This is a genomic window from Mesorhizobium sp. ESP-6-4 (assembly GCF_020164735.1).
In the GTDB taxonomy this organism is placed as follows: Bacteria; Pseudomonadota; Alphaproteobacteria; order Rhizobiales; family Rhizobiaceae; genus Mesorhizobium.
In genome coordinates, this window is record NZ_JAIUGS010000001.1 from 379,222 (window position 1) to 404,616 (window position 25,395).

Below are 25,395 nucleotides of genomic sequence, written 5' to 3' on the forward strand. Positions count from 1 at the left end.
GATCTCACCGCTGGCCGGAATGGATTGGGCCGGAATGGATTGGCGCCGACGGCGCCGGCTTGGCAAGCGGCCGGACTTCGCCTTCGACCTCGTTTCCGACATAGACGCCGAAAGTGTCCTCGGCGCGCTCGCGCGCATAGCGGGCGAGCATCGAGCTGACAGCCGGGTCGGCGATCTTCAATTCGGAGATGCGTTCGATTTCGACAAACCGGATCTGGCCGTCGCCGTAGACGGGGGCGTCCACAGTCCCGCGATAATAGACGTGCGTGCGTGCGGCGTCCGCCGCGTCATCCCACACTGCGTAGAGGAAGCCGAGCTCGGCATCGATCGCCTTGGCGGCAAGTTTTCCCCTGAGGCTGCGAGCATCGTTCGCGGCACCGAGGCCGCGGCCGGCCGGCAATTGGTAGGATCCCTCGGCGGTCTCGAAAAAGAGGACGCGGCCTTCGTTCTCGAGGATCGCGCCGACCTCGGTTCCGGGCGGAGCGGCGGCAGCCAACGCCTCCTGACTCAGGCCCGGCGTGACATAGGCGCCGCGGCAATAGCCGAGCGGCTGGGCGCCATTGTGGCTGAAGTCATGGACGCGGCCGATGAGGATCGAATGGTCGCCGGCATCGACCAATTGCTCCATACCGCAATCGAACACCGCGACCGATCCCCCGATCAGCGGATTGCCGGTCTGTCCGGACTGCCATGCCACGGAGGCGAATTTATCCGCGGCCTTCGAGGCGAAGATGCCGGATGCGGATTTCTGGGCTTCCGACAGGATGTTGACGGCAAAGCCCCTGGAGGTCGAGAAGACCTGATGCCCCAGAGCCTTCTTGGCGATGCAGACCAGCACCAGCGGTGGCTCGAGCGAGACGGAGGTGAAGGAGTTGGCGGTGAAGCCGCGCGGATCGCCAGACTCGTCGATCGTGGTGACGATGGTGACGCCGGTCAGGAAGGAGCCAAGCGCGCGTCGGAACTCCATGGCGTCGAATGCGGTGCCGTCTTCCACCGCCGGTCCGCCAACAGCCGCGACCTGGTCGAGGAAACCTATGATGCGCTGATTCACTTTTTGCGGGGAAGCGATTGTCATCATGTGCTTTTCGTCGTTCAGCACCACACATCGCCCAGCTGGCGCCAGTCGTGCCATCGCGGCCGACATGGCGGCTGTCGAGTTGCGATCTTCCGAGCCGGTCATGAACAGCGCGGGTACTGTGAGATCGGGCAGACGATCGGCGTGCGCGGTATCGGCGCTGGCAAAGAGGCGGTAGGTGCGGGCATAGCCTTGCCGATCGACGCCTTCGAGCGCCGCGCGGGCCGTCGCGGCCGCGTCCGAAAGAGCCGGCGGGATCGGATCGCCGAACCAGCGGGCGATCGTGGCGGCGATGGCCGATGGGTCGCCGGGTCCGCCAAGCGCTGCCGCCCGTTCGCGCACCGCCTGCGCGAGCTCGGGCGGGCGCCGGAAAACGGCGTTGAGGCAGATGAGGGCGCTGATGCGCGACGGGGCGCGAAGCGCGATTTCCTGTGCGACAAGCGCGCCCATCGAGTGGCCGATGACAGCGACGCGGGCAAGGCCGAGATGATCCAACAGACGGATCGCCTGATCGGCGAAGTCCGACAGGCGGGCGTTCTCCGGCGGCAGGGGCGAAGAACCGTGGCCGAGCATGTCGATGGCGATCACGTCGAAGCGGTCCTGCATAGCGGCGATCTGGGGCTGCCAGATCGCGGCATCCATGCCGACGCCGTGGATGAGCAGGACCGGCGCGCCCGAACCGGCGCGGATGAAGCCGGTGCCGTCGGGCGCCTTGCTGCGGATCGTCGCGGCGTCAGCCATGCAGATCTCCGAGCTCCTTCAGATCCTGGTAGCGGTCGCCGATCCGGTGATGCGGGCGGCCGCCGATGGACGCGCCGAGCGCCACCACCAGCTCGTCCGGCGCGGGCGCGTCGCCGATCTGGAAATGCACGGTCAGGTAATGCGAGCGGCGGCCTTCGTCGTTCTTGTCCATCAGCGGGATCATGATCGGCGTGTTCGGACCGCCACGCAGATTGGTGAAGGCGAGATAGGTCTTGGCGCCGACGGCCCGGCGATAGTGATTGCCGAAATGCAGCGTGTGGATCAGCGCCGACGCATGCTCGACCTCACCCGACGTGCCGCAAATGGCGGCCTTGCCGTAGCCTTCGATGACCTCGCCCGAGCCTGCCGCGCCGATAATCTCATTGGTCAGCGTTTCGCCGAGCACCGGCGCGAAAGCGCGGATCTCGGGGGAGAGGTCCTCGATGAAGCCGCGGCCTGCCCATGGGTTGGTGAGCACCGCGGCGACGCCGATCAGACGCAGCGGCCGCCGGGCCGTCTTGCCGCCCTCGATCAGGGTGTTCTCGGTATAGGTGACGATCTTGCGGATGGCCGGCTGCATGAAATTCCTCAGGATGGGAGCCGCTCGGGGCCCATCGATTTCTGTATCGTCTTATGGTATACCATGCTATGGAGTGCCATGCGTCTTGTCAATCGGTCATGGAATCGGTTTTTGTGACGAGGCTAAGGATTCAGGAAAAATGGCTGACACGCTTCGCATAGACCGCTCCGCCAAAACGTTGAGGACGCTGGCGCTGGAGCGCATGCGCGAGGCGATCATGGATTTCCATTTCCAGCCCGGCGAAAGGCTGGTCGAGCGGCCGCTATGCGACCAGCTCGGGGTCAGCCGTTCGGTCGTGCGCGAGGTGCTGCGGCAGTTGGAGGCCGAAGGCCTGGTGCAGATGATACCTGGACATGGGCCGGCCGTGGCGAAGCCTGATCTTGGCCGGACCGACGAGATCTACGAGTTGCGCGCGCTGCTGGAGGGCATTGCGGCGAAGGCCTGCGCCACATCGGCCACCGACGGTCAGATCGCGCTGCTCGATGCGGCGCTGGCAAAGCTGCTCGAGGCGTGGGCGTCGGGCGTGCCGGCCGAGGTGATGCGGGCGACGGCGAGCTTCTATGAGGTGCTCTTTGAAGCCGCCGACAAGCGCATAGCTTGGGAGATCGTCACCGGTCTCAACGTCCGCATCAACCAGCTGCGTTCGATGACAATCCTGTCGCAGAACCGCCGCGAGCCGGCGATCGCCGAAATGCAGGCGATCATGGATGCGATCCGTTCGCGCAAGCCAGAAGCGGCGGAGGCGGCGGCGCGGCGGCATGTGGAGACGGCCTGGCAAATCGCGCGCGACGCGCTTCGGCTCGGGACGCTTTAGGCAGCCTGCTCGAAACTAATTCCTGTCGACCGGCTTGGAGCGCATGCGCGAAACCGTCTCGCGCTCGGCGCGCTTGGAACGCAGGGGCGGCAGGCCGCGGTCGATAAGGTCCATGTCCTCCAGCACCATGTCGCCCATGCGCTTAAAGGCGACGTCGAGCGCGCCGGCGCGATGCGCCGAACGCAGGAAGCCGGGGAGGGTGCGGACGGGATGGTCCTTGGCCAGCGGCTCCTCGGGGAAGACGTCGCTTGCAGCGACGATGTGGCCGCTCTTCACCGCTTGCATCAACGCCGGGAAATCGACGACGCCGGCGCGGCTGAGCAGGATGAAGGCCGCGCCCTTGCGCATCCTGGCAAAGGCGTCGGCGCCCAGGAAACCCTCATTCTCGCTGGTGACGGAAGCGACGACGAAGACGAAATCGCTTTGCGACAGCACCTCGTCCAGCGAGGCCGGCTCGACGCCGTTGTCGATCAGGATCGATGGCGGCAGCCATGGATCGAAAACTTTCGTGCGGGTGCGGAAGCCGGTCAGCAGGCGGTTGAGCGCGCGGCCGAGATCGCCGAAGCCGATGATGCCGACATCGGCGCCGGAGAGAAGCCGCGCGGTCTGGTTGCCGTCGCCGCCCCACAACTCCTTGCCCTGCCGGAAAGCGAGGTCGGCGTCGACGATGTTTCTGGCGAGGTTCAGCGCCATGGCAAGGCCGAGTTCCGCGACCGGCTCAGCAAAGACCAGGCCGGTGGTGACGACATGGATGCCGCGCGCAAACAGCGTCTCATAAGGCATGTTGTTGAGCAGGTTGGTCTCCACGTTGAAGATGCAGCGCAGCGCCTTCAGCTTCTCCAGCGTCTCAGCTGAAATCGGCGGCTGACCGATGATAAAACGCGCCTCGGCCAGGGTTTCGGCGGGCAGGGCGGCGACGCCTTCCGGGGTGGCCTCGACAATGCGATAGTGTTTGCGCAGGCGCGCCAGCTGTGGCGGCGTGAAGATGAGCTCCAATGTGCGCGGTTCGGGCGCGCTGATGACCAGCGGCAAGGCTTTGTCGGGCATGTTTTTCCTCCGGGCGCGATTGGATCGCGTCAACCACGCATTCAAGTCTTACTCCCGATGAAACGATTTACAAGAACGAAAAATCGATTTATCGATTACAATAGCGAGGCACAAAATCGGCTGCCTGCCCTCGGGAGGAGGTCAATGGCACAACACCAAACCCGGCAGCGGCGTCCGTCAATCCACGACGTGGCAAGCCATGCCGGCGTGTCCGCGGCCACCGTCTCCAAGGTGCTGGCCGGCGTCACCACGGTCAAGCCGGAAAACGCGCAGCGTGTTTTCGATGCCGTCGAGCATCTGGGCTATCGCGTCGATCCTTTAGCCTCCGATATGCGCAGGGCCAAGCGCCGCATCATCGGCGCCATCATGCCCGAATTCGAAAGCGAGTTCTTCGGCCAGATGGTCACCGAGCTCGAAGGCCTTGCCGAGCAGCGCGGCTACACACTAGTCGCCGCATCGAGCCGTGAATCGGAGGCGCGCGAGAAGGAAATCCTTGCCCGCATGCATGACTGGCGCGTTGCCGGCGTCGTGCTGGCGCCTGTGCGCAACGAGCATGGTCCGGCGGCCGCCTTCATGAAAGCCCACGGCATGACCGGCGTGCTGATCGACCGCGTCTTGTCCGACGACGCTTTCGACACGGTCTCGGCCGACAGCGCTGCAGCCAGCGCCGAGGTCGCGCGGATGCTGATCGGCAATGGGCACAGCCACATTCTGGTCATCGGCCTTGCGGAGCAGGCGGCGACGGTGCGCGCGCGCCTGGAAGGTTTTCGCAGCCAGGCGCTGGCGCTCAACCCATCGGTGCGCATCGACGTCATCACCTCGGAAGTCAGCGTCGAGCCGCTGCGATCCTCGCTGCGCGATTACTTTGCCAGGGGAGAGCGGCCGACCGCCGTCTATTCGCTGCTTTTGAAGGGCACGCTCGTCGCGCTGTCCGAGTTCCGCCGGCGTGACTGGCATTGCCCGAACGACATCTCGCTGGTCGGCTTCGACGATGCCGAATGGATGCAGGTGACATGGCCGGCGATCGCCGCCGTGGTGCAGCCGGTGCACCGGATCGCCAGCGAGGCGATGAACCTTTTGTTTCGCAGGGTCGAGGGTGATGTGGGACCACCCACGGCGCGGCTCGAGCCCTGCCAGGTGTTGATGCGGGAATCCGTTGGCTCGCCAGGCAGCGGTCCGCATTCCGGGGGAGGAGACCGACAACAGCCCCCATTGTCGTGAGCGGAAGCATGCGCCGGCCCTGGCCGTGGCATCCGGCGCCAAGGATCAACGGAGGATAGAATGATATCGCATTTCCCAAGGATAAATCGATTTACCCTTGCCGTCGGCGTCGCGCTCGCGTTTTCCGCCGTCGGCGTTGCCAAGGCCGAGGACGGCGAATATGGCGTGCTGATGAAGACACTGGCCAATCCGTTCTGGGGCGCCATGGCGCAGGGTGTCGCGGACGGCGCCAAGGAAGCTGGCGTGAAATATTTCCAGCAGGCGGCCGAGAGCGATCAGGCAGCCGAGCCGCAGTTGAACCTCTGCAACACCATGCTTGAGCGCAAGCCGGTGGCGATGATCACCGCGGCCATCAACTCGACCAACCTTCTACCTTGCCTGAAGTCGGCGCAGGACGCCGGCATCAAGATCGTCGACCTCGACAACAATCTCGACCAGGCGGTGCTCGACAAGGAAGGCGTCAAGGTCACCTTCCATATCGGCTCCGACAACATCGCCGCCGGCGCGCAGGGCGCGGAGTATCTCGCCAACAAGCTCGGCAAGGACGCCAAGGGTCCGGTGCTGGTGATCGAAGGCCTGTCCGGCAACATCACCGGCGAGAAGCGTGCCAAGGGTTTTGCCGACAAGCTGAAGGAGCTGGCGCCCGGCCTCGAAATCGTCGCTTCGCTGCCGGGCGACTGGGACCGCGGCAAGGCCGCTTCGATCGCCACCGACACGCTGACCGCGCATCCTGATCTCGTCGCCATCTTCTGCGCCAATGACGGCATGGCGCTTGGTGCAGTCGAGTCTGTCTATGCGGCGGGCAAGGGTTCGCAGGTGACGCTCATCGGCGTCGACGGCAATGTCGATGCGGTGAAATCGATCAAGGAAGGCCGCCTCAATGCCTCGGTGGCGCAGCTTCCCTATCTGGTCGGCAAGCAGGCGGTGGAGAACGTCAAGAAGGCGCTCGGCGGCGAGAAGGTTCCGGAAAGCATTGCCGTGCCGACTTTGGTGCTGACCAAGGACGTGCTCGACGCCGGCAAGGAGCCGATGCTGCAATATGTGAAGTGAGGAAGGAAGGGAGTAGGGGAGTAAGGCAGTAGGGGAGTAGGGGAGCGCGGTTTGCGCTTCGCCCATCTTTCCCTACTCCCCTACTAACCTACTCCCCTATTCCCTTACCCGAAGGGTAGAAAACATGGCTTCTGAACAGCCCGGCTTCTGGGCTCGGGTGCAGCGAGCATCCGTCGAAAGGCTCCACATCCGGCTGGAGTCGCTGGTGGTGCTTCTGGCGCTGAGCACGGCAATGGCGCTCCTGTCGCCCTATTTCCTGTCGCTCAGCAATTTCCTCAACATCCTGCTCGCGACCTCGACGATCGGCGTGCTGGCGATCGCCGCCACCTTCGTCATCGGTTCGGGCGGGCTCGATCTGTCGCTCGGATCGGTCATGGGGCTTGCGGGCGTCGCAGGCGCTTTCGTGGCGGTCAATCTCGGCTGGCCGTCGGTCTTCGCCGTCGCCGCCTGCATCCTGGCCGGCGGGATCGCCGGCTACATCAACGGCCAACTGGTCACCCGCGCCTTCGTGCCGGCCTTCATCGTCACACTCGGCATGCTAGGCCTGGCGCGCGGTCTGGCGCTGGTCATCTCGAAGGGCAGGGCGATCTACGGCCTGCCGCCCGAGATCGTCTATATCGGGCAGGGGCGGCCGTTCGGCGTCCCGATGCCGGTGATCATCCTGGTGCTGACGGCCATCGCCGCGCATGCGGTGCTCGCCTATACGCGTTTCGGCCGCCACACGCTGGCGCTGGGCGATAGCGAAGGTGCAGCACGAGCCGCGGGCATCCGCGTCGAGCATCACCGCCGCATCATCTACACGCTGTCGGGCGCGCTCGCCGGGCTTGCCGGCCTGCTGTTCACAGCCCGCGTCAATGCCGGCGATCCGACCGCCGGCATCAATTACGAGCTCACCGCCATCACGGCTGCGATCATCGGCGGCACCAATCTGTTCGGCGGCCGCGCCTCGATCCTCGGCACCATGATCGGCGCGCTGATCATGGGCGTCTTGCAGAACGGGCTGACGCTGCTTGCCGTGCAATCCTATTACCAGCAGATGGCGATCGGCGCGGTGCTGATCCTCGCGGTTTTCATCGACCAGTACCAGGTGCGGAAGGAGTCGCGGGTATGACCCTGCTTTCGCTGCGCGGCATCCGCAAAAGCTTCGGCGCGGTCGACGTGCTGCATGGCGTCGATCTTTCGGTCGCGGCCGGCGAGGTGGTCGGACTGGTCGGCGACAATGGCGCCGGCAAGTCGACGCTGATGAAGACCATCACCGGCATCTACCGTGCCGACACCGGCTCGATCGAGTTCGATGGCAAGGATATCCTGGCGCTGGACCCCGGTCAGCGGCGGCGCCTCGGCATCGAAATGATTTACCAGGATCTGTCTTTGGCCAAGCAACAGGACGTGGCGTCGAATATCTTCCTCGGACGCGAACCGACGAAAAAGTTGCTCGGCCTGTTCCCCGGCTTCGTCGACAAAAGCGAGATGGATCGCCAAGCGTCGAAAATGATCGAGCGGCTGGGCGCGCATCTGCCGTCGATAAACCGGTCGGTCGGTTCGTTCTCCGGCGGCCAGCAGCAGACGGTGGCGATCGCGCGCGCGCTCACCTTCAATCCGAAGCTCGTCATCATGGACGAACCGACTGCGGCGCTTGCCGTGCGCGAGGTGCAGAGCGTGCTCGATCTCATCCGGCGGCTGAAGTCCGAAGGCATCGCCGTCATCCTGATCTCGCACCGGCTGAACGACGTGCTGTCGGTCACCGACCGCATTGTCGTGCTGCGCCACGGCAGGGCGGACGCCGATCTCGTCACCGCCAGGACCAACATGAACGAAGTCGTCAGCCGCATCGTTGGCGGCGGCGATACGGCCGCAGCGGCGGCGCATGAGCAACGAGGCTGACATGAACACCTTCGGACTACACACTTTCGCCATCGCACCGGTCTGGGACCTCGCCCGCATCGAGCCGCAGATGGACAGGCTCAAGGAATACGGCATCGGGCTGATGGAGATCCCTTTGCTTCGGCCTGAGGAGATCGACACCAAGCGGACGCGCAGCTTTGCCAATCACTATCGTGTTGAACTGGTCCCCTCGCTCGGCCTGCCGCGCGCGCTCGATGTGGTCGAACGGCCGGACGAGGCGCTGGATTTCCTCGAACCGGCTTTCCGGGTCTGCAATGAGGTCGGCGCGGAAGCGCTCGGCGGCGTCACCTACGGCACGATCGGCAAGACCACCGGCCGCGCGCCGACGCAAAGGGAAATCGACGGTATGTGCCGTTTCCTCGAACGCGCGGCGAAAGCGGCGAAGTCGCGCGGCCTGAAGCTCGGCATCGAGCCCTGCAATCGCTACGAGACGCACCTGATCAACCGCGGCATCGACGCAGCAAAGATCATCGAGCGCATCGGCGCGCCCAACATCTTCATTCATCTCGACACCTACCACATGCATATCGAGGAGGAGAGCTTTGCTTCCGGTTTCGAGGCGGCGGCGCCCTATCTCGGCTATGTGCATGTGTCGGAAGCCAACCGCGGCGTGCCGGGACGAGGCATGCTCAACTGGGCGGCCTGCATGAAGGCCATCGCCGACATCGGCTACCAGGGCGCTATCACGCTCGAAAGCATGAACCATGTCGATGTCGACATTGCCGGCGGGCTCGCCGTATGGCGGCCGGTGGCCGAGGACCCGCGCGACGTGATCGAGGTCGGCCTGCCGTTCCTGCGCGAGGAAGCGAGGAAGGCCGGGCTGACGCTGGGGTGAGGGCATTTCTTCCTTCCCCCTTGTGGGGACAGCGGCCTCGCGAAGCGAGATCGGATGAGGGGTGCTCCAGGGAAAGCTGGTGTCTCACTCCGCTGGAACACCCCTCATCCATCTCGGCGCTGCGCGCCGATCCACCTTCTCCCACAGGGGAGAAGGAAGAAGCGGCCAATCAGAACGGGTAGTGCTGGGCCGGGTCCTCGATCGTCACCCAGCGCAGGTCGGTGAATTCGGCGATCGAGGCCTTGCCGCCGAAGCGGCCATAGCCCGAACCCTTGACGCCGCCGAAAGGCATCTGCGCCTCGTCGCCGACGGTCGGGCCGTTGATGTGGCAGATGCCGGCGTGGATGCGCGCGGCAACGGCCATGGCACGGCGGATGTCGCGGCTGAAGACGGCGGACGACAGGCCGTATTCGGTATCGTTGGCGACGCGCACCGCCTCGTCCTCGCCTTTCACGCGGATGACCGGCTTCACCGGGCCGAAGGATTCTTCCAAATAGACGCGCATGGCGGGCGTCACGTGGTCGAGGAGCGTCGCTTCCACCACCGTTCCTGTCCGCTTGCCGCCGGCCGCGAGCGTTGCACCCTTCGCGGTCGCGTCGGCAATCAGCTCCTCCATCTTATCCGCCGCCTGGCTGCTGATCAGCGAGCCGAGCACGACATGACCGCGCGGGTCGCCGGCCGGCAGTTGCGAGGCACGCGCGGCAAGCTTGGCGACGAACTCGTCGGCGATCTTCTCGTCGACGATCAGGCGTTCGGTCGACATGCAGATCTGGCCCTGATGCATGAAGGCGCCGAAGGTCGCGGCATTCACGGCAGCGTCGATGTCGGCGTCGTCCAGCACGACCAGTGGCGCCTTGCCGCCGAGCTCGAGCAGCGCCGGCTTGAGGTGCCGCCCCGAGAGCTCGGCGATGATGCGGCCGACCTTGGTCGAGCCGGTGAAATTCACACGCTTCACCGCCGGATGCGCGATCAGCGCCTCGACGATTGCCGCCGCGTCCTTCGGGTCGTTGGTGACGACATTGACGACGCCCTTGGGCAGGCCGGCCTCGACCAGCACCTGACCGATCAGGCGATGCGTGCCGGGGCATAGTTCGGAGGCCTTCAGCACCACCGTGTTGCCGCAGGCGAGCGGCATTGCGAGTGCGCGCGTGCCGAGGATGACCGGCGCGTTCCACGGCGCGATGCCGAGGCACACACCAGCCGGCTGGCGGATCGCCATGGCGAGCGTGCCCGGCTTGTCGGATGGAATAACCTCGCCGGAAATCTGCGTGGTCATCGCCGCCGCCTCGCGCAGCATGTTGGACGCCAGCATGACGTTGAAGCCCGCCCAGGGTCCGGTGGCGCCGGTCTCTTCCATCATCAGCTTGGTGAATTCCCCGACCTTCGAGGCCATGACGTCGGCCGCCTTCAGAAGCAGCATCCGGCGCTCGCCAGGCCCGGTCTTCGACCAGGCGTCGAAGGCTGCCGCCGCCGCATCTGCCGCGGCGTTGGCGTCGGCAATGCTTGCGGCGGCGGCGCGCGTCGCGAGCTTGCCGGTGAAGGGGTCCAGGCGCTCGTAAGAGGCTTTGCCGGTCGCCGCCCTTTCGTCGCCGTCAATCAGAAGTCCGATGTCCATGGGTTTCTCCCTCGCTTTCGCTGGAGCGTTGCAAAATTAGAAGCCAAGCACTTCCGCGTTGATCGACGCTTCGAGGCCGCCGTCGACCGGCACGTTGGCGCCGTTGATCCAGCGCGCGCCGTCGGAGCACAGGAACAGCACGACGGGCGCAATGTCGCCCGATGTGCCGGCGCGGCCGACGCGCGCGATATCGCTGTCGACCTTGGCGTCACCGAGGACCGAGCGGAACTGTTTCAGGATCGGCGTCTCGACCGGACCGGGGCTGACCGCGTTGACGCGAATGCCGCGGCTCTTGAACAGGTCCTGATGCGCCGCGCGGAAGGTCCACAGGAGCAAAAGCTCCTTCGAGACCGGATAGCCTTCCTCGTTCTTGACCGCGTGGTCGGCGATCACTCTGGCGACATCGGGAAAGCCCTCGACGCCAACCATCGAGGCGGCTCGGTTGAGATTGGCGCGCCAGCCGAAGCCGGCGATGGAGGCGACATTGACGATGGCGCCGCCTTCGCGAAGCCTTGGCGCCATCGCTTCCGAGAGCGCGCGCAGGCCGTAGAAATTGACGGCGAGCGTCGGCGCCGCGCCCATATTGCCGGAAAGGCCGGCGACGTTGCAGAGCGCGTCGATGCGCTGCGGCAACCGCGCCACGAGGTCGTCGACGCCGGCTTTGGACGAGATGTCGGACTTGACGAAGACGCCCTGATGTCCGGCCGGCTCGCGCAGGTCGACGCCGATGACGTCGGCGCCGAGTTGGCCCGCGAGTTCCGCCGTGCGGGCGCCGATGCCCGAGGCGACGCCGGTGATGAGGATCGTCTTGCCGAACAGCATGCTCATGCCTTCTCGCTGTGTGCCGCAGTGGGTGCTGGTGAAATGGCCTCGCCGGTCGGATCCGCCACGCTGGCGGGAAGCCTGACGCGGTAGCCGACCGACAGCAGGCGCCAACCAAAACGCTCTTCGAGCGTGCCCCAGAGGCCGCGCGGCAAGAGCAGCGAGAAGACCAGTGCCGTGGCGCCGAGCCCAATCAGGTACCAGACGCCGGTGCCGCCGAACCAGGTCTCGATGAGGAAGAAGAGCAGCGCGCCGAGGATGGCGCCCTCGAAGGTGCCAATACCGCCGACCAGCACCATGAAGATCATGTAAGCGGTCCACTGCACGTTGAAATAGGTCTTCGGCTGGAAGGTGATCGCGGTGGCCAGCCACAGCGCGCCGGCGACGCCGATGCCGAAGGCGGCGAGCACGAAGAGCTGCCGCTTGGTATCGGTGACGCGCACGCCGACGGAGGCCGCCGCATCCTCATTGTCGCGGATGGCGCGAATGGCGGCGCCGGTGCTGCCGCGCAGCAGGCTGAACAGGATCGCGAGCAGGGCGGTCATCGACGCCAACGCCAGCCAATAGATGGTCAGCCGGCGTGTCGATGCATCGTAGACGTTGAGCGAGATCAGCGACGTGCCGGTCTCGCCCTGGATCAGCCGGTCGAGATTGACGAGCAGGTGGGTGAGCGCTGCGATCACCCACATGCCGATGGCGAATTCGCCGTTCCTCAAGCGTAGCATGAACAACGAGATCGGCCAGGACACGGCGCCGACGATGACCGCCGAAACGAAGAGCGAGACAAACGGATTGAGCCCGGCATTGGCGAGGCGGATGGCGAAGTAGGCGCCAAGGCCGAAGAACACCTGCTGGCCGACCGAGACCAGCCCGCCGAAACCGGCCAGCGCATTCCACATGGCGGCGAGGATCACATAGATGAACAGCGCCGTCATGCGATCGACCGCGCCGGCCGACAGGAATTGCGGCGCTATGGCGAGTAGCAGAATGATGGTTAAAACGCCGATGCCGGCGGTGCGCGAAGCGGCCGTGCCGCGCTCGATGACCGGGGAGGCGGTGCTCATGAGGCTTTCCGCGTGGAGAGGCGCAGCAAGCTGTGCAGGCCGAGGCCGGAAGTGTAGAGCCGGATGAACAGCACGATCAGGAAAGCGACGTGGCCGCCGATGAGGAAACCTTGCGGATGGATCCTGGCGCCGAGCGTCTGGGCGAGCGCCAGCACGATGCCGCCGATCAGCGTTCCCCAGAGCGAGCCGGCGCCGCCGATGACGGCGGCTTCGAAGGCGAACAGCAGTTGCGTTGCGCCGGCATAGGGATCGAAGGTGGCGCGCATGCCGAGGAAGGCGCCGGCGAGACCGACCGTGACCATGGCGATTGCCGCGGCTATTGCCATGGAGCGGCGCGCGTCGACACCGACGATGCCGGCGGTATCAGGGTCTTCCGAGGTCGCGCGGATCGAGCGGCCTAACCCGGTGCGGGTGAGGAACAGTTGTAGTCCACCAAGCAGGACGACGGCGGTGATGAAGATGATCACCGCGAGCTTGCCGACATAGAGGCTGCCCGGCCATTCCCAGGAATCGTAGGACAGGCTGCCGATGAAGGGCGCCAGCGAGCGCGTGTCGGCGCCGAACTGTTCGAACAGCAAATTGTCGATGACGATGGCGAGGCCGAAGGTTGTGAGGATCGGCAGCAGCGCGCCGCCGCGCGCGCTGCGCTCGAGCAGGAAGTGCTGCAGGGCCCAGCCAATCGCGGCCATCAGCGGCAGCACGACGAGCAGGCCCAGAAATGGCGAGATGTGAAAGCGCGAGGCGAGCTGCCACAGCGCGAAGGCCGACAGCACGGCGAGGCTGCCATGCGCCAGGTTGATGATGCGCATCACCGAGAACATGAAGGAGAGGCCACAGGCGATCAGCGCGTAATAGCCGCCGAGCAGGACGCCCTGGACGATCTGGTTCATCATGCCGGCACGCCTCCGGCGCCCTTCCGGTGCAGGCCGAAATAGGCCTTGGTCACCTCATCGCGCGACACGCTCTTGCTGTCGCCGGCAAGGACGATCCGGCCCTCCAGCATGCAGATCACCTTGTCGGAGACGGAGAGCGCGCGGTTGAGGTCCTGCTCGACCAGGATGATCGTCGTGCCGGAGCCGATCAGCCCCTGCAGGGAGGCATAGACGCGGTCGACGACCAGCGGCGACAGGCCGAGCGAGACCTCGTCGAGCAGGAGCAGGTCGGGATTGCTCATCAGCGCACGGCCGATTGCGGTCGCCTGCTGCTCGCCACCGGAAAGATGCCCGGCCTTGGCATGGCGGCGCGGCTTCAAGTTGGGGAAGGTGTCGAGCACGCGTTCGACGCTCCAGTCGCCGGGGCGGCCGGCAGTGCGGCCAAGCAGAAGGTTTTCCTCGACCGTCATCTGCACGAACAGCCGCCGGCCTTCGGGAACCAGGGCGATGCCCTTGCGGACGCGTTCATGCGAAGGCACACCGGAGAGATCGTCGCCGTCGAAGACCACACGGCCCGAGGCCGCCTGGTGCGCGCCGGCGATTGCGCGCAGCAGCGTCGTCTTGCCCGCGCCGTTGGCGCCGACCAGCGCCAGCGTCTCGCCGCGCTCGAGGCTGAAGCTGACGCCGCGCACCGCCTGCAGCAGGCCGTGGCGGACAACGAGATCCTCGGCCGACAGCAGGCTCATTTCGGGCCTCCGCCGAGATAGGCGCTGATCACCTGCGGGTCGGCCATCACCGCCTGCGGCTCGCCGTCGGCGATAATCTTGCCGGCGTCCATGCAGATCAGCCGTTCGGCCACTTGCAAAAGCACGTGGACGATGTGCTCGATCCAGACGATGCCTATCCTGCGGCGGCGCAATTCGCGGATGGTCTCGACGAGCTCGCCCGCCTCGCCGTCGGTCAGGCCGCCGCCGATCTCGTCGAGCAGAAGCAGCGTCGGTTTCGCGGCGAGCGCGCGGGCGAGCTCCAGCCGCTTGCGGTCGAGCAGGCCGAGCGTTTCGGCGCGGCGGTTGGCTATGCTGAGCATGCCGCAGAGCTTCAGCGAGCCGAGCGCTTCCTCATAAGCCTCGTCGCGGCCGAGTCCGGCGCCATGCGAGGCGGCGACGAAGACATTCTCGAAGACGGTCATGCCGCCGAAGGGTTTCGGTACCTGATGGGTGCGCACAAGGCCCAGCCGGCAGCGCTGCGTGGCCGGCAGCGCGGTCACGTCATCGCCCTTGAAGGCGATGGTTCCGGCGCTCGGCGGATAGGCGCCGGAGAGCACGCTGAGCAGCGTCGTCTTGCCGGCGCCGTTCGGGCCGACGATGCCGACCGCTTCCTCGGCGCCCATGGCGAAGTCGATGTCGTCGAGCACCACAAGCGCGCCGAAGCGCTTGTGGATGCCGGCGGCGCTGAGGACGGCACCGTTGGGCGTCGCGTTCACGATGCGGGCCCCGACTTAATCAGCCGTTGTAAGGCTGGAGCTTGGCCCCGACCGGCACGTTCGGGTCGGTGGCGTTCTCGGTCACGACATAGTCGAGCGGGAATTTCGAGCCTTCCTTGGCGGCGACCCATTGCGTGCCGATGATCGGGCCGGGGGACACGTTCGCGACGGGGCCGCTGGTGAAGTCGACCTTGCCGATCATGGTCTCGGTCTTCAGCACGCTCAGTGCCTTGGCGACCGCCGCCTTGTCCTTGGCGTTGGAACTCGCCTTCAGGGCTTCGAAGCCGGCGTCGAGCAGCGACATCGAGGCGCCGAGCTGCTGTGTCCACTGCTTGCCGCTCGCCGCCTCGTAACCGTCGGCAAGCGCGGTGCCGGAGACGCCGGTCAGCGGCGACTTGTAGGGGAAGGCCTTGTGCCAATAGGCGGCGCTCGAGATCTTCATGCCGAGATCGCCGAGCGCCTCGATGTCGGAGGGGAACAGGCCGGTCTTGGCGACCTGGGCGATCTTGATCTGCCGGGTCAGCCCCTGCTGCGCGGCCTGGCGCCAGAAGGCGGCGAAGTCCGGCGGGATCGGGAAGGAGTTGAAGATCTCGACGCCTTCCTGCTTGAACAGCGCGATCTGCGAGGAATAGTCGGTTGTGCCGGTCTCATAGGCGCCGGGATCGACGATCGTAAAACCCTGCTTGGCCAGGAGCGGCGCGAGGTTGGCGCGAATGGCGTTGCCGTCGGCGTCGTTCGGATACATGACGCCGACCTTCTTGTTGGTCTCGATCAGGTTCCACTGCGAAATATAGGTCTTGAAGAATTCGCCGACGCCGAAGCCGAAATGATAGGTCCATTTGAAAGGCGAGGGCGCGCCCGGCTTGGCGCCGCGGCCGAAATACCACGCCTCCCACGGCATGACGGTGGAGAGGCACGGCACGCCGGCCGCCTCGCAGGCATCGGCGACCGGGTTGATCACCTCGGGCGTGGAAACGGCCAGCATCAGGTCGATGGCCTGGTTGTTGATCAGGTCTTTTGCCAACTGGCCGGCGCGCGACGGATCCGACTGGGTGTCCTGGTCGAGGATCTCGACGCTGTATTTCTTGCCGCCGAGCTCGATGCCGTTGGCCAGGGCCTTGCGGGCGAGGTCAAGCACATAGCCGTCGGTTTCGCCGAAGCCGGCGAGCGGGCCGGTGCGCGGGCTGACGAAGCCGACCTTGAGCGTGTCGGCGGCCTGCGCGAAAGCCTTGCCGCGGCCGAACGCAAGTGCTGCGCCACCGGCCATCGATGTGGCGATGAACTGGCGTCGTGAAATGCCCGATTTGGCGGGCTTGCTGCCGATATTATGAGACATCTGCTCCTCCCTCAGTCGCCGTTCGACACGACGGCAAACGGGTCTTCCGCTTGCGGCCGGACGGCACGGCTTTCGATCCTCCGGAGATCACATTGCACTAGCGGTTTGGTTCGGTAAAATGATATTTTACGGTGTTTTATTAACCGCTGGGTTAGCGAAATTCGAACTGCTAGCCCGATCGTCAGGCGTGGTGCCGCGCGGCTTCGCGGATCGTCTGCAACAGGATGGTGAAGGCGGGCGAGGGCGCGGTGTCGGTGCGCATGGTCAAACCCACCGGCCCTTTGGTCTCCTCCGTATCCACCGGCAGTGCGACGAAAGCGCCGCTGGCGATCTCATTGGCAACGACGCCGGCCGAGATGATCCATATCGCATTGCTCTGGCGCATGAAGGAACGGCCGAAGGAATCGGAAACGGTTTCGATCTCCGTGGCGGGCGCGGTCATGCCGTTGGTGATGAAGAGCCGGTCGACGAAGGGGCGTATGACGGATTCCCGCGTCGGCATCAGGACGGGGAAGTCGTCGAGCCGCGCGAAGATGTCTGCCCCGGGTTCCGACAGGGGATGCCCGGCCCGCACCACGAACAGCACCTGCTCGGAATAGAGATGTTCGAAGAAGAAGCCGGTCATGTGCTCCGGCGCCGCGAGCCGGCCGACGACGAGGTCGAGCGCGCCGACGCGCAACTGTTCGAGCAGCACGGCGTTCTCGCCGGTGACGATCTTGAGCGCGGCGCCGGTGTTTTCCTCGAGGAACAGGTTCATGGCGAGCGGCATCACGCGCGCCGACACCGTCGGCAGCGCGCCGATGCGGATCGGGTCGCGATGGAGAGCGCCGTCCTGGCGTACGGAATCGACGCCGCGCTTCAGCGCCGAGATCGCCGAGCCGGCATGGCCGAGGAAGATCTCGCCGAGACGCGTGACCCGGATGCCGCGCCCGTCGCGCTCGACCACGGCGACGCCGAGCGCTTCTTCCAGCTCACGCAAGGTCTTGGTCACGGCCGGCGCACTGACATGCAGGAAGTCGGCCGCGCGCGCCACGCTGCCTTGCCGAGCGACTTCGAGAAAGGCCTGCAGATGGCGGAAGCGGATCCGGCTTTCGGCCATGGTTCGATAACCTCAGAGTTAATGAAACGCCGCAAAATATCATTTTACCGAACCAAACCGCTGGTGCAATGTGGCTTTGGAGGATCGAAATCGTGCCATTCGTCAGCATAGGCGGCGTGACGCTGCATCACCGCTACATCGAGGCGACGGGCACGTCGCGTCCGATCATCTTCATCAATTCGCTGGGCACCGATTTCCGGATCTGGGACGACGTCGTCGCGCGGCTTGCCGGCGAAATACCGATGCTCGTCTACGACAAGCGCGGGCATGGGTTGTCGGATATCGGCGGCGGCGTGCGCTCGATCGACGACCATGTCGACGACCTGCTGGGCCTCATCGATCATTTCGGCTTCGGGAAGGTGGTGCTGTGCGGCCTGTCGGTCGGCGGCCTGATCGCGCAGCGCCTCTATACCCGCCATCCCAAACGCGTGGAGGCGCTGATCCTCAGCGACACGGCGCACAAGATCGGCACCGCCGAAAGCTGGAACACGCGCATCGCGACTGTCGAGCGTGACGGCATCGAGGCGATCGCCGAAGGCATCATGAAAGTGTGGTTCACGCCGCAATTCCATGCCAAGCGTGCGGCGGACCTGGCCGGCTGCTGCAACATGCTGACCAGGCAGGCTCTGTCTGGCTACATCGGCACCTGCATGGCGGTGCGCGATGCCGATTTCACCGAAAGCGCGCGGCGCATCGCGGTGCCGACGCTTTGCATCGTCGGCGATCAGGACGGTTCGACGCCGCCGGATCTTGTCCGCTCGCTGGCCGGAATGATCCCCGGCGCGCGCTTTGAAGTGATCCGCAATGCCGCGCACATCCCGTGCATCGAGCAGCCCGACGCGCTCGTCAGCTTGATCCGCGATTTCGTCGCCTCGTTGCCTGAGGAAACGTCTGCCCATGGATGATGTCACGAAGAACCGCTACCGGACGGGTCTCGAGGTCCGCCGCTCCGTGCTTGGCGATCCCCACGTCGACCGTGCCGAGGATGCCGCGACCGATTTCGACCGGCCGTTCCAGCAGTTGATCACCGAGGCCGCCTGGGGAACGGTATGGGCGCGGCCGGGCTGGTCGAAGCGCGAGCGTTCGATCGTGACGCTGGCGCTGCTTGCAGCACTTGGCCATGACGAGGAGGTCGCCATGCATGTGCGGGCCACCGCCAATACCGGCGCGTCGCGCGACGACATCTGCGAGGCCTTCCTGCACGTCGCGGTCTATGCCGGCGTGCCGGCAGCCAACCGCGCCTTCAAGATTGCCAAGGAGGTGTTCGCGCAGATGGACGGAGCCGCCCATGGCTGAGCGAGGCTCGAACCGTTCACCCGAGACCGGCGCCTTCTTCCAGCGCGACCGCCAACGGCATCCGCCGGCGTTGACGCCGAACTACAAAAGCTCGGTGTTGCGCTCGCCGCAGAAGGCATTGGTGTCGTTCGGCAACACGCTGTCGGAACTGACCGGACCGGTCTTCGGGCACGCGATGTTCGGCGAGCTCGACAACGACCTGATCCACAATTTCGCCAGGCCTGGCGAGAGCGCCCTCGGCGAGCGCATCATCGTCCATGGACGCGTGCTCGACGAGCGGGGCAAGGGCGTGCCTGGCGTGCTGCTCGAATTCTGGCAGGCCAATGCCGGCGGCCGCTACCGTCACAAGAAGGACGCCTATCTCGCCCCCCTCGATCCTAATTTCGGCGGCTGCGGCCGCACGATCACCGGCGAAGACGGCAGCTACGCCTTTCGCACGGTCAGGCCCGGGCCCTATCCGTGGCCGAATGGGCCGAACGACTGGCGGCCGGCGCATATCCATTTTTCCGTGTTCGGCCATGGCTTCGCGCAGCGGCTGATCACACAGATGTATTTCGAGGGCGATCCGCTGATCTGGCGTTGTCCGATCGTCGGCGGCATTTCCAACAGGGAAGCTATCGAGGCGCTGATCGCCGCGCTCGACATGCAGTCGACCATCCCGATGGATGCGCTCGCCTACAAGTTCGACATCGTGCTGCGCGGGCGCCGCTCGACATTGTTCGAGAACAGGCCGGAGGGCAATTGATGGCGCAGTCGCTCGACCGGTTGAAGGAAAGCCCTTCGCAGACCGCCGGCCCTTACGTGCATATCGGGCTGACGCCCAATTTCTGCGGCATCGGCGGCGTCTATGCGAACGACCTTGGCTCGACGATGCTCAACGGCGAGACCAAGGGCGAGCGCATCGAGCTGCGCATCCGCGTGCTCGACGGCACCGGCACGCCGCTCAAGGATGTGCTGATCGAGATCTGGCAGGCGGACGCCAACGGGCTCTACAATTCGCCGTCGGAATTGCGCGGCGCCGCCGATCCGAATTTCCCTGGATGGGGCCGGCAGCCGACCGACATGGAAACGGGCGTCTGCCTGTTCCGGACGATCAAGCCGGGCCGCGTGCCGTTTCGCGACGGCCGGCTGATGGCGCCGCACATCACGCTGTGGATCGTGGCGCGCGGCATCAATGTCGGCCTGCACACCAGGCTCTATTTTTCGGACGAGGAAAAGGCCAATGCCGAGGACCCGATCCTCGCCCGCATCGAGCATCGCCTGCGTGTGCCGACGCTGATCGCCGAGCGCCGGGGCGATACTTACGTCTTCGACATCCACCTGCAGGGCGAAAAGGAGACGGTCTTCTTCGACAGCTGACCGTGGCCGCCATGACCGTTTCGCCCTTCGATCACCCGCTGCTTTCCGGCCTGCTCGGCGACGAAGAGGCGGCCAGACATTTTTCCGTCGAAGCCGACATCGCCGCGATGCTCAGCTTCGAGCGGGCGCTGGCCGAGGCGGAGGCCGAGTGCGGCGCGATTTCCCGCGATGCGGCGACGGCGATCTCGAAGGCGCTGGCGGCGTTCCGGCCGGATACGGCGAAGCTGCGCGCCGGCGTCGCCGCCGACGGCGTCGTGGTGCCGGAACTGGTGCGACAGATCAAGGCTGCTGTTGGCGTGCCGCACGATGCATTCGTTCATTTCGGCGCCACCAGCCAGGATGTGATCGATACATCACTGGTGCTGCGCCTGAGCGGGGCGGTCGAGCATGTCGGCCTGCTGCTCAGCGAGAATGTCGTGCGGCTCGCCGGTCTCGAACAGGATTTCGAGGGCAGGGCGATGATGGCGGTGACGCGTATGCAGCCGGCGATACCGATCGTCGTGACCGACCGGATCGCTTCCTGGCGAGCGCCGCTCCAGCGTCACCAGGAACGGTTGAAGGAGCTCTCCGGCCGACTGCTTGTCGTGCAGTTCGGCGGCGCCGCCGGCACGCTGGAAAAGCTCGGCGACAAGGCCGCCGCAATGCGCGCCGCGCTTGCCGCGAAGCTTGGCCTCGCTGACGCGCCGCAATGGCACAATCAGCGCGACGCGCTCGCCGAGTTCGCCGGCTGGCTGTCGCTGGTGACCGGCAGCCTCGGCAAGTTCGGGAAGGACGTTGCGCTGATGGCGCAGGCGGGCACTGACATCAAGCTGTCCGGCGGCGGCGGTTCATCCACCATGCCGCACAAGCAGAATCCCGTGAAGGCGGAAGCCCTGGTGGCGCTCGCCCGCTTCAATGCCGTCCAGCTTTCCGGCATGCATCAGGCGCTGGTGCATGAGCAGGAGCGCTCGGGTTCGGCCTGGACGCTGGAATGGCTCATCCTGCCGCAAATGGTCGTTGCGACGGCGGCCGCGCTCAGGCTTGCAGCCGAGTTGGCCGCGCAGGTCGAGAGCCTCGGTCATTGATGCGCACGCAAGTCGCCATCATTGGCTCGGGGCCGTCCGGGCTGCTGCTCGGCCAATTGCTTGCCACGATTGGCGTCGAGACGATCATCCTCGAGCGGTCGAGCCGCGAGCATGTGCTTGGCCGGGTACGCGCGGGCGTGCTCGAGCAGGGCACGGTGGACCTGCTCGGCGAAGCGGGCGCGGCGGAGAGGCTCTATGAACAGGGCCTGCCGCATGAAGGCATTTCGCTCGCCTTCGACGGCCGCGCGCACCGCATCGACATGACCGCGCTCACCGGCGGCAAGCATGTCACTGTCTATGGCCAGACCGAGGTGACGCTCGATCTGATGCGGAAGCGCGAGGCGGCGGACTTGGTGACTTTCTTCGAAACGTCGAATGTCGCGCTGCATGGTTTCGATGGAACGTCGCCCTTCGTCACCTACGAGAAGGACGGCGCCACGCATCGCATCGATTGCGACTTCATCGCCGGTTGCGACGGCTATCACGGCGTCAGCCGCCGCTCGGTGCCAGAGGGCGCGCTGAAGACGTTCGAGCGGCAGTATCCGTTCGGCTGGCTGGGCGTGCTGGCCGAGGTGCCGCCGGCCGACCGCGAGCTGGTCTATGCCAACCATGAGCGGGGCTTTGCGCTCTGCTCGATGCGCTCGCCGCAGCGCAGCCGCTACTATGTGCAGGTTCCAGCCGAGGAGCGCGTCGAGGCCTGGTCCGACGACCGCTTCTGGGACGAGTTGCGCCGCCGCCTGCCGCCGGCGACCGCTGCCGCCGTCACCACCGGCCCATCGTTCGAGAAGTCGATCGCGCCGCTGCGCTCCTTCGTCGCCGAGCCGATGCGCTTCGGCCGGCTGTTCCTGGTTGGAGACGCCGCCCATATCGTACCGCCGACCGGCGCCAAGGGCCTCAACCTCGCTGCCAGCGACGTGCGCTATCTGTTTGCCGGGCTTCGTGAATTCTATCGCGAAAAGTCAGACGCCGGGCTCGACGCCTATTCGGCCAAGGCGCTGGCGCGGGTTTGGAAAGCCGTGCGCTTCTCCTGGTGGATGACGACGATGCTGCACCGTTTTCCGGAGACCGGTGAATTCGGCCAACGCATCCAGGAAGCCGAACTCGATTACCTCGTGCATTCCAAGGCCGCTTCCACGGCGCTGGCCGAAAACTACGTCGGTCTGCCTTATTGATCCGACCGGTCAGACCCGCTCCAGCGCAATTGCGATGCCCTGGCCGACGCCGATGCACATGGTGGCCAAAGCCAGCTTGCCGCCGCGCTCGCGCAGCTCGAGCGCCGCCGTGCCGGTGATGCGCGCGCCCGACATGCCGAGCGGGTGACCCAGCGCGATCGCGCCGCCATTCGGATTGACGTGCGCGGCATCCTCGGCGATGCCAAGCTGGCGCAGCACGGCAATGCCTTGCGAGGCGAAAGCTTCGTTCAATTCGACGACATCGAATTGCTCGGGCGTCAGGCCAAGGCGGGCGCAAAGCTTCTTGGTGGCCGGGGCCGGACCGATGCCCATGATGCGCGGCGCCACACCGGCGACGGCACCCCCGAGGATGCGGGCGATCGGCGTCACGCCATGCTTCTTCGCCGCGGCTTCCGAAGCGATGATGAGGGCGGCCGCACCGTCATTGACGCCTGAGGCGTTGCCGGCCGTCACGGTGCCGCCCTGGCGGAATGGCGCCGGCAGTTTGGCCAGGGTCTCGACGGTGGTGCCGGCGCGTGGATGCTCGTCCTTCGAGACGACGACCGGATCGCCTTTCTTCTGCGGGATCGTCACGGACGTGATCTCTTTCGCCAGCCGGCCGCTGCCTTGAGCGGCAACGGCCTTGTCCTGGCTGCGCACCGCGAAGGCGTCCTGGTCCGCGCGGGAAACGGAAAAATCCTCGGCGACGTTCTCCCCGGTCTCCGGCATGGACTCGACGCCGTACTGCTTCTTCATCAGCGGGTTGACGAAGCGCCAGCCGATGGTGGTGTCGTAGATCTCGGCGTTGCGCGAAAAGGCGGCGTCGGCCTTCGGCATGACGAAAGGCGCGCGGCTCATCGATTCGACGCCGCCGGCGATCATCAGCTCGGCCTCGCCCGATTTGATGGCGCGTGCGGCGATGGTGACGGCATCCATGCCCGAGCCGCACAGGCGGTTGACTGTCGAACCGGGGATGTCCTGCGGCAGGCCGGCAAGCAGCAGCGCCATGCGCGCTACATTGCGATTGTCCTCGCCGGCCTGGTTGGCGCAGCCATAGACGACATCATCGACGGCCGCCCAGTCGACGCCCTGATTGCGCTCGACCAAGGCCCTCAACGGGATGGCGCCGAGGTCGTCGGCGCGGACGGAGGACAACGAGCCGCCGAAGCGGCCGATGGGCGTGCGGATGTAGTCGCAAATGAAGGCTTCAGTCATCTAGGCAGCTTTCCCCTCGGCGATCCCCTGATGCGCCGCCTTGGTGCGGACATGCAGGTCGCGCAATGTCTTCAGCTCGAGTTCCGTCGGCGCCGGCGTCTCGTCAAGAGCCTCCGCGAACTTGACTGTCCAGCCACAGGTCTCCTGTACCTGCTCGCGCGAGACGCCGGGATGCAGCGACACCACTGTGAATTCCTTGGTCACAGGGTCCGGCTTCCAGATGGCGAGGTCCGTGATCAAAAGCGTTGGCCCGGCGGTATCGATGCCGAGCCGCTTGCGATGATCGCCGCCATCGCCATGGCCGAAGGAGGTGAAGAAGTCGACCTTTTCGACCATGCCGCGCTTCGACTGCGCCATGGTGATGTAGACCTGCTTTGACGAAGTGGCGATCTCCGGCGCGCCGCCGCCGCCGGGCAGGCGGGTCTTGGGATGCGCATAGTCGCCGATGACGGTGGTGTTGATATTGCCGAATTTGTCGAGCTGGGCGGCGCCCAGAAAGCCGATCGAGATGCGGCCGCCCTGCAGCCAATAGCGGAACATCTCCGGCACCGCGACGGTGGTGACCGCCGTCTCGCACAATTCGCCGTCGCCGATCGACAGCGGCAGCACGTCGGGCGCCGTGCCGATGGTGCCGCTCTCATAGATCAAGGTGATATCCGGCGCATGCGTCAGCCGCGCGACGTTGCAGGCGGCCGACGGCGCGCCGATGCCGACGAAGCAGACATCGTCGCTCTTCAAGGCGCGGCTGGCGGCGATCGTCATCATCTCGTTCGGGGTGAAACCAATCTCCTTCGCGTCGCTCATGCGGCTTTCCTCAGATGTTCGATGCGGCCGGCAAAGTCATCCGGGCTGCTCTCGATGACGTTCTGCTGCATCCACGCCTGGAAGCGGCCGCGGTCGGCGGCGATCTCGTCCCATTCGAGATAGGCGGCGTTGTCGCGCTCGTAATAGCCATGCGTGTAGGAGGGATGCGAGCCACCGGGCACGACCGAAATCGCAGCGATCGTCCAGCTGGGCAGCACGGTGAGATTGGGGTGGAGTTCGTCGAAGCTGTCGACCATTTCCTCGACCGTCACCACTGCGCGCTTTGCGGCAAGAACAGCCTCCTTTTGGATGCCGATAATGCCCTCGACCAGCACGTTGCCTTTGCGGTCCGCCTTCTGCGCGTGGATGAAGGTGACGTCCGGCCTTATCGCCGGAACGGCCGCCAACACCTCGCCCGTGAAAGGGCAGGTGACGGATTTGATGTTTGGATTGACCACGGCAAGACCGGCGCCGCGATAGCCGCGGAACACCGCACAAGGCAGGCCGGCGGCGCCCGCCTCATAGGCATTGGCCATGCCGGCGTGGCTGTGCTCCTCGATCTCGATGGCGCGGGGAAAGCCGTTCTCGATGGCGTCGCGGGCGCGTCTGAGCAGGCCGACGCCGGGATTGCCGACATAGGAGAAGACGATTTTCCTAGCCATGCCCATGCCGATCATCTGGTCATAGATCAGGTCGGGCGTCATGCGGATAAGCGTCAGGTCGCGAAAGCCCTGGCGGATCGCCTCATGCGCGGCGGCGGTCGGGATCAGATGAGTGAAGCCCTCGAAGGCGACCGTATCGCCGTCATGCAGGTTTTCCGCGACCGCCTCTTTCAGCGGCAGGAACTTGACCATCTCCAGACCCCACGAAAAAGTTCGCATTGCGAACATCTGTTTTGTATGAGATATTTCTAACTCCGAGCTCTG

The 25,395-nt window shown here is 65.5% G+C and carries 26 protein-coding genes; 12 read left to right on the plus strand and 14 right to left on the minus strand.

The genetic code is table 11. The features are described from left to right. Positions 1-4: 4 nt before the first annotated feature. Together LB523_RS01715 and LB523_RS01720 are read right to left on the minus strand one after the other, a co-directional pair. A complete protein-coding gene (locus tag LB523_RS01715) occupies positions 5-1,816 on the minus strand; it encodes an alpha/beta fold hydrolase (RefSeq protein ID WP_224544931.1) in 1,812 nt (603 codons plus the stop codon). Continuing rightward, complete coding sequence (locus LB523_RS01720; RefSeq protein WP_224544930.1) at positions 1,809-2,396, minus strand: amino acid synthesis family protein; 588 nt, start codon at positions 2,394-2,396, stop codon at positions 1,809-1,811. The genes LB523_RS01715 and LB523_RS01720 overlap by 8 nt, the downstream gene beginning before the upstream one ends. A 139-nt stretch (positions 2,397-2,535) precedes the next feature. Between LB523_RS01720 and LB523_RS01725 the strand changes: the two genes are divergently transcribed. After that, complete coding sequence (locus LB523_RS01725; RefSeq protein WP_140838959.1) at positions 2,536-3,210, plus strand: GntR family transcriptional regulator; 675 nt, start codon at positions 2,536-2,538, stop codon at positions 3,208-3,210. A 15-nt stretch (positions 3,211-3,225) separates the two neighbouring features. Here the strand turns inward: LB523_RS01725 and LB523_RS01730 are convergent, their stop codons facing one another. After that, positions 3,226-4,257: a hydroxyacid dehydrogenase gene (locus LB523_RS01730; protein ID WP_224600683.1), complete on the minus strand. Its 1,032-nt coding sequence runs from the start codon at positions 4,255-4,257 to the stop codon at positions 3,226-3,228. Positions 4,258-4,401: 144 nt separating this feature from the next. Between LB523_RS01730 and LB523_RS01735 the strand changes: the two genes are divergently transcribed. From LB523_RS01735 to LB523_RS01755, 5 genes are all read left to right on the plus strand, one after another. After that, positions 4,402-5,478 carry a LacI family DNA-binding transcriptional regulator gene (locus LB523_RS01735; RefSeq protein WP_224600684.1) on the plus strand — a complete coding sequence of 359 codons (1,077 nt, stop codon included), beginning with the start codon at positions 4,402-4,404 and terminating at the stop codon, positions 5,476-5,478. 60 nt (positions 5,479-5,538) lie between these two features. After that, positions 5,539-6,528, plus strand: a complete 990-nt coding sequence (locus LB523_RS01740; protein WP_224544927.1) for a substrate-binding domain-containing protein — start codon at positions 5,539-5,541, stop codon at positions 6,526-6,528. Positions 6,529-6,652: 124 nt separating this feature from the next. Next, positions 6,653-7,639 carry an ABC transporter permease gene (locus LB523_RS01745; protein ID WP_224600685.1) on the plus strand — a complete coding sequence of 329 codons (987 nt, stop codon included), beginning with the start codon at positions 6,653-6,655 and terminating at the stop codon, positions 7,637-7,639. After that, positions 7,636-8,412, plus strand: coding sequence for an ATP-binding cassette domain-containing protein (locus LB523_RS01750; RefSeq protein ID WP_140546490.1), 777 nt, complete (start codon positions 7,636-7,638; stop codon positions 8,410-8,412). Before LB523_RS01745 ends, LB523_RS01750 begins: the two co-directional genes overlap by 4 nt. Then, a complete protein-coding gene (locus LB523_RS01755; RefSeq protein ID WP_224600686.1) occupies positions 8,396-9,268 on the plus strand; it encodes a sugar phosphate isomerase/epimerase family protein in 873 nt (290 codons plus the stop codon). Before LB523_RS01750 ends, LB523_RS01755 begins: the two co-directional genes overlap by 17 nt. A gap of 169 nt (positions 9,269-9,437) precedes the next feature. On the opposite strand, the gene LB523_RS01760 is transcribed toward LB523_RS01755, so the two are convergent. The 8 genes from LB523_RS01760 to pcaQ form a co-directional block, all read right to left on the minus strand. After that, positions 9,438-10,883: an aldehyde dehydrogenase gene (locus LB523_RS01760; protein ID WP_224600687.1), complete on the minus strand. Its 1,446-nt coding sequence runs from the start codon at positions 10,881-10,883 to the stop codon at positions 9,438-9,440. Positions 10,884-10,919: 36 nt separating this feature from the next. Beyond that, entirely contained in the window at positions 10,920-11,705 is a 786-nt protein-coding gene (locus tag LB523_RS01765; protein ID WP_224523338.1) for a coniferyl-alcohol dehydrogenase, read from the minus strand. A 2-nt stretch (positions 11,706-11,707) separates the two neighbouring features. Next, positions 11,708-12,769 carry a branched-chain amino acid ABC transporter permease gene (locus LB523_RS01770; protein WP_224600688.1) on the minus strand — a complete coding sequence of 354 codons (1,062 nt, stop codon included), beginning with the start codon at positions 12,767-12,769 and terminating at the stop codon, positions 11,708-11,710. Beyond that, entirely contained in the window at positions 12,766-13,662 is an 897-nt protein-coding gene (locus LB523_RS01775; protein ID WP_224600689.1) for a branched-chain amino acid ABC transporter permease, read from the minus strand. Before LB523_RS01775 ends, LB523_RS01770 begins: the two co-directional genes overlap by 4 nt. Then, positions 13,659-14,387, minus strand: a complete 729-nt coding sequence (locus LB523_RS01780; RefSeq protein WP_224600690.1) for an ABC transporter ATP-binding protein — start codon at positions 14,385-14,387, stop codon at positions 13,659-13,661. Before LB523_RS01780 ends, LB523_RS01775 begins: the two co-directional genes overlap by 4 nt. Beyond that, positions 14,384-15,058, minus strand: a complete 675-nt coding sequence (locus LB523_RS01785) for an ABC transporter ATP-binding protein (RefSeq protein WP_224600990.1) — start codon at positions 15,056-15,058, stop codon at positions 14,384-14,386. The genes LB523_RS01780 and LB523_RS01785 overlap by 4 nt, the downstream gene beginning before the upstream one ends. An 85-nt stretch (positions 15,059-15,143) precedes the next feature. Further along, a complete protein-coding gene (locus LB523_RS01790; protein ID WP_224600691.1) occupies positions 15,144-16,460 on the minus strand; it encodes an ABC transporter substrate-binding protein in 1,317 nt (438 codons plus the stop codon). A gap of 181 nt (positions 16,461-16,641) precedes the next feature. Further along, positions 16,642-17,559, minus strand: a complete 918-nt coding sequence (gene pcaQ / locus LB523_RS01795; RefSeq protein ID WP_224600692.1) for a pca operon transcription factor PcaQ — start codon at positions 17,557-17,559, stop codon at positions 16,642-16,644. A 92-nt stretch (positions 17,560-17,651) separates the two neighbouring features. On the opposite strand from pcaQ, the gene pcaD reads away from it, so the two are divergent. The 6 genes from pcaD to pobA are packed head-to-tail and all read left to right on the plus strand — an operon-like array spanning position 17,652 to position 22,450. Continuing rightward, a complete protein-coding gene (gene pcaD, locus LB523_RS01800; protein WP_411966428.1) occupies positions 17,652-18,464 on the plus strand; it encodes a 3-oxoadipate enol-lactonase in 813 nt (270 codons plus the stop codon). After that, the gene (gene pcaC, locus LB523_RS01805; RefSeq protein WP_224600694.1) at positions 18,457-18,855 is read left to right on the plus strand and encodes a 4-carboxymuconolactone decarboxylase; all 399 of its coding nucleotides are present in this window, start codon (positions 18,457-18,459) and stop codon (positions 18,853-18,855) included. Before pcaD ends, pcaC begins: the two co-directional genes overlap by 8 nt. After that, entirely contained in the window at positions 18,848-19,600 is a 753-nt protein-coding gene (gene pcaH / locus LB523_RS01810; RefSeq protein ID WP_224600695.1) for a protocatechuate 3,4-dioxygenase subunit beta, read from the plus strand. The genes pcaC and pcaH overlap by 8 nt, the downstream gene beginning before the upstream one ends. Continuing rightward, positions 19,600-20,214, plus strand: a complete 615-nt coding sequence (pcaG, locus tag LB523_RS01815) for a protocatechuate 3,4-dioxygenase subunit alpha (RefSeq protein ID WP_224600696.1) — start codon at positions 19,600-19,602, stop codon at positions 20,212-20,214. Before pcaH ends, pcaG begins: the two co-directional genes overlap by 1 nt. Positions 20,215-20,225: 11 nt before the next feature. Next, entirely contained in the window at positions 20,226-21,278 is a 1,053-nt protein-coding gene (locus LB523_RS01820; protein ID WP_224600697.1) for a 3-carboxy-cis,cis-muconate cycloisomerase, read from the plus strand. Next, positions 21,278-22,450 (plus strand): 4-hydroxybenzoate 3-monooxygenase, encoded by a 1,173-nt coding sequence (gene pobA / locus LB523_RS01825; RefSeq protein WP_224600698.1) that lies wholly within the window; start codon positions 21,278-21,280, stop codon positions 22,448-22,450. Before LB523_RS01820 ends, pobA begins: the two co-directional genes overlap by 1 nt. 9 nt (positions 22,451-22,459) lie before the next feature. Here pobA and pcaF read toward each other — a convergent pair whose 3' ends face one another. From pcaF to LB523_RS01840, 3 genes are read right to left on the minus strand one after another with little or no spacing between them, the layout of a single operon-like run. Then, entirely contained in the window at positions 22,460-23,665 is a 1,206-nt protein-coding gene (gene pcaF, locus LB523_RS01830) for a 3-oxoadipyl-CoA thiolase (protein WP_224600699.1), read from the minus strand. Continuing rightward, positions 23,666-24,469, minus strand: coding sequence for a CoA-transferase subunit beta (locus LB523_RS01835; protein ID WP_224600700.1), 804 nt, complete (start codon positions 24,467-24,469; stop codon positions 23,666-23,668). Next, positions 24,466-25,323, minus strand: coding sequence for a CoA transferase subunit A (locus tag LB523_RS01840; RefSeq protein WP_224522916.1), 858 nt, complete (start codon positions 25,321-25,323; stop codon positions 24,466-24,468). Before LB523_RS01840 ends, LB523_RS01835 begins: the two co-directional genes overlap by 4 nt. Positions 25,324-25,395: the final 72 nt, after the last annotated feature.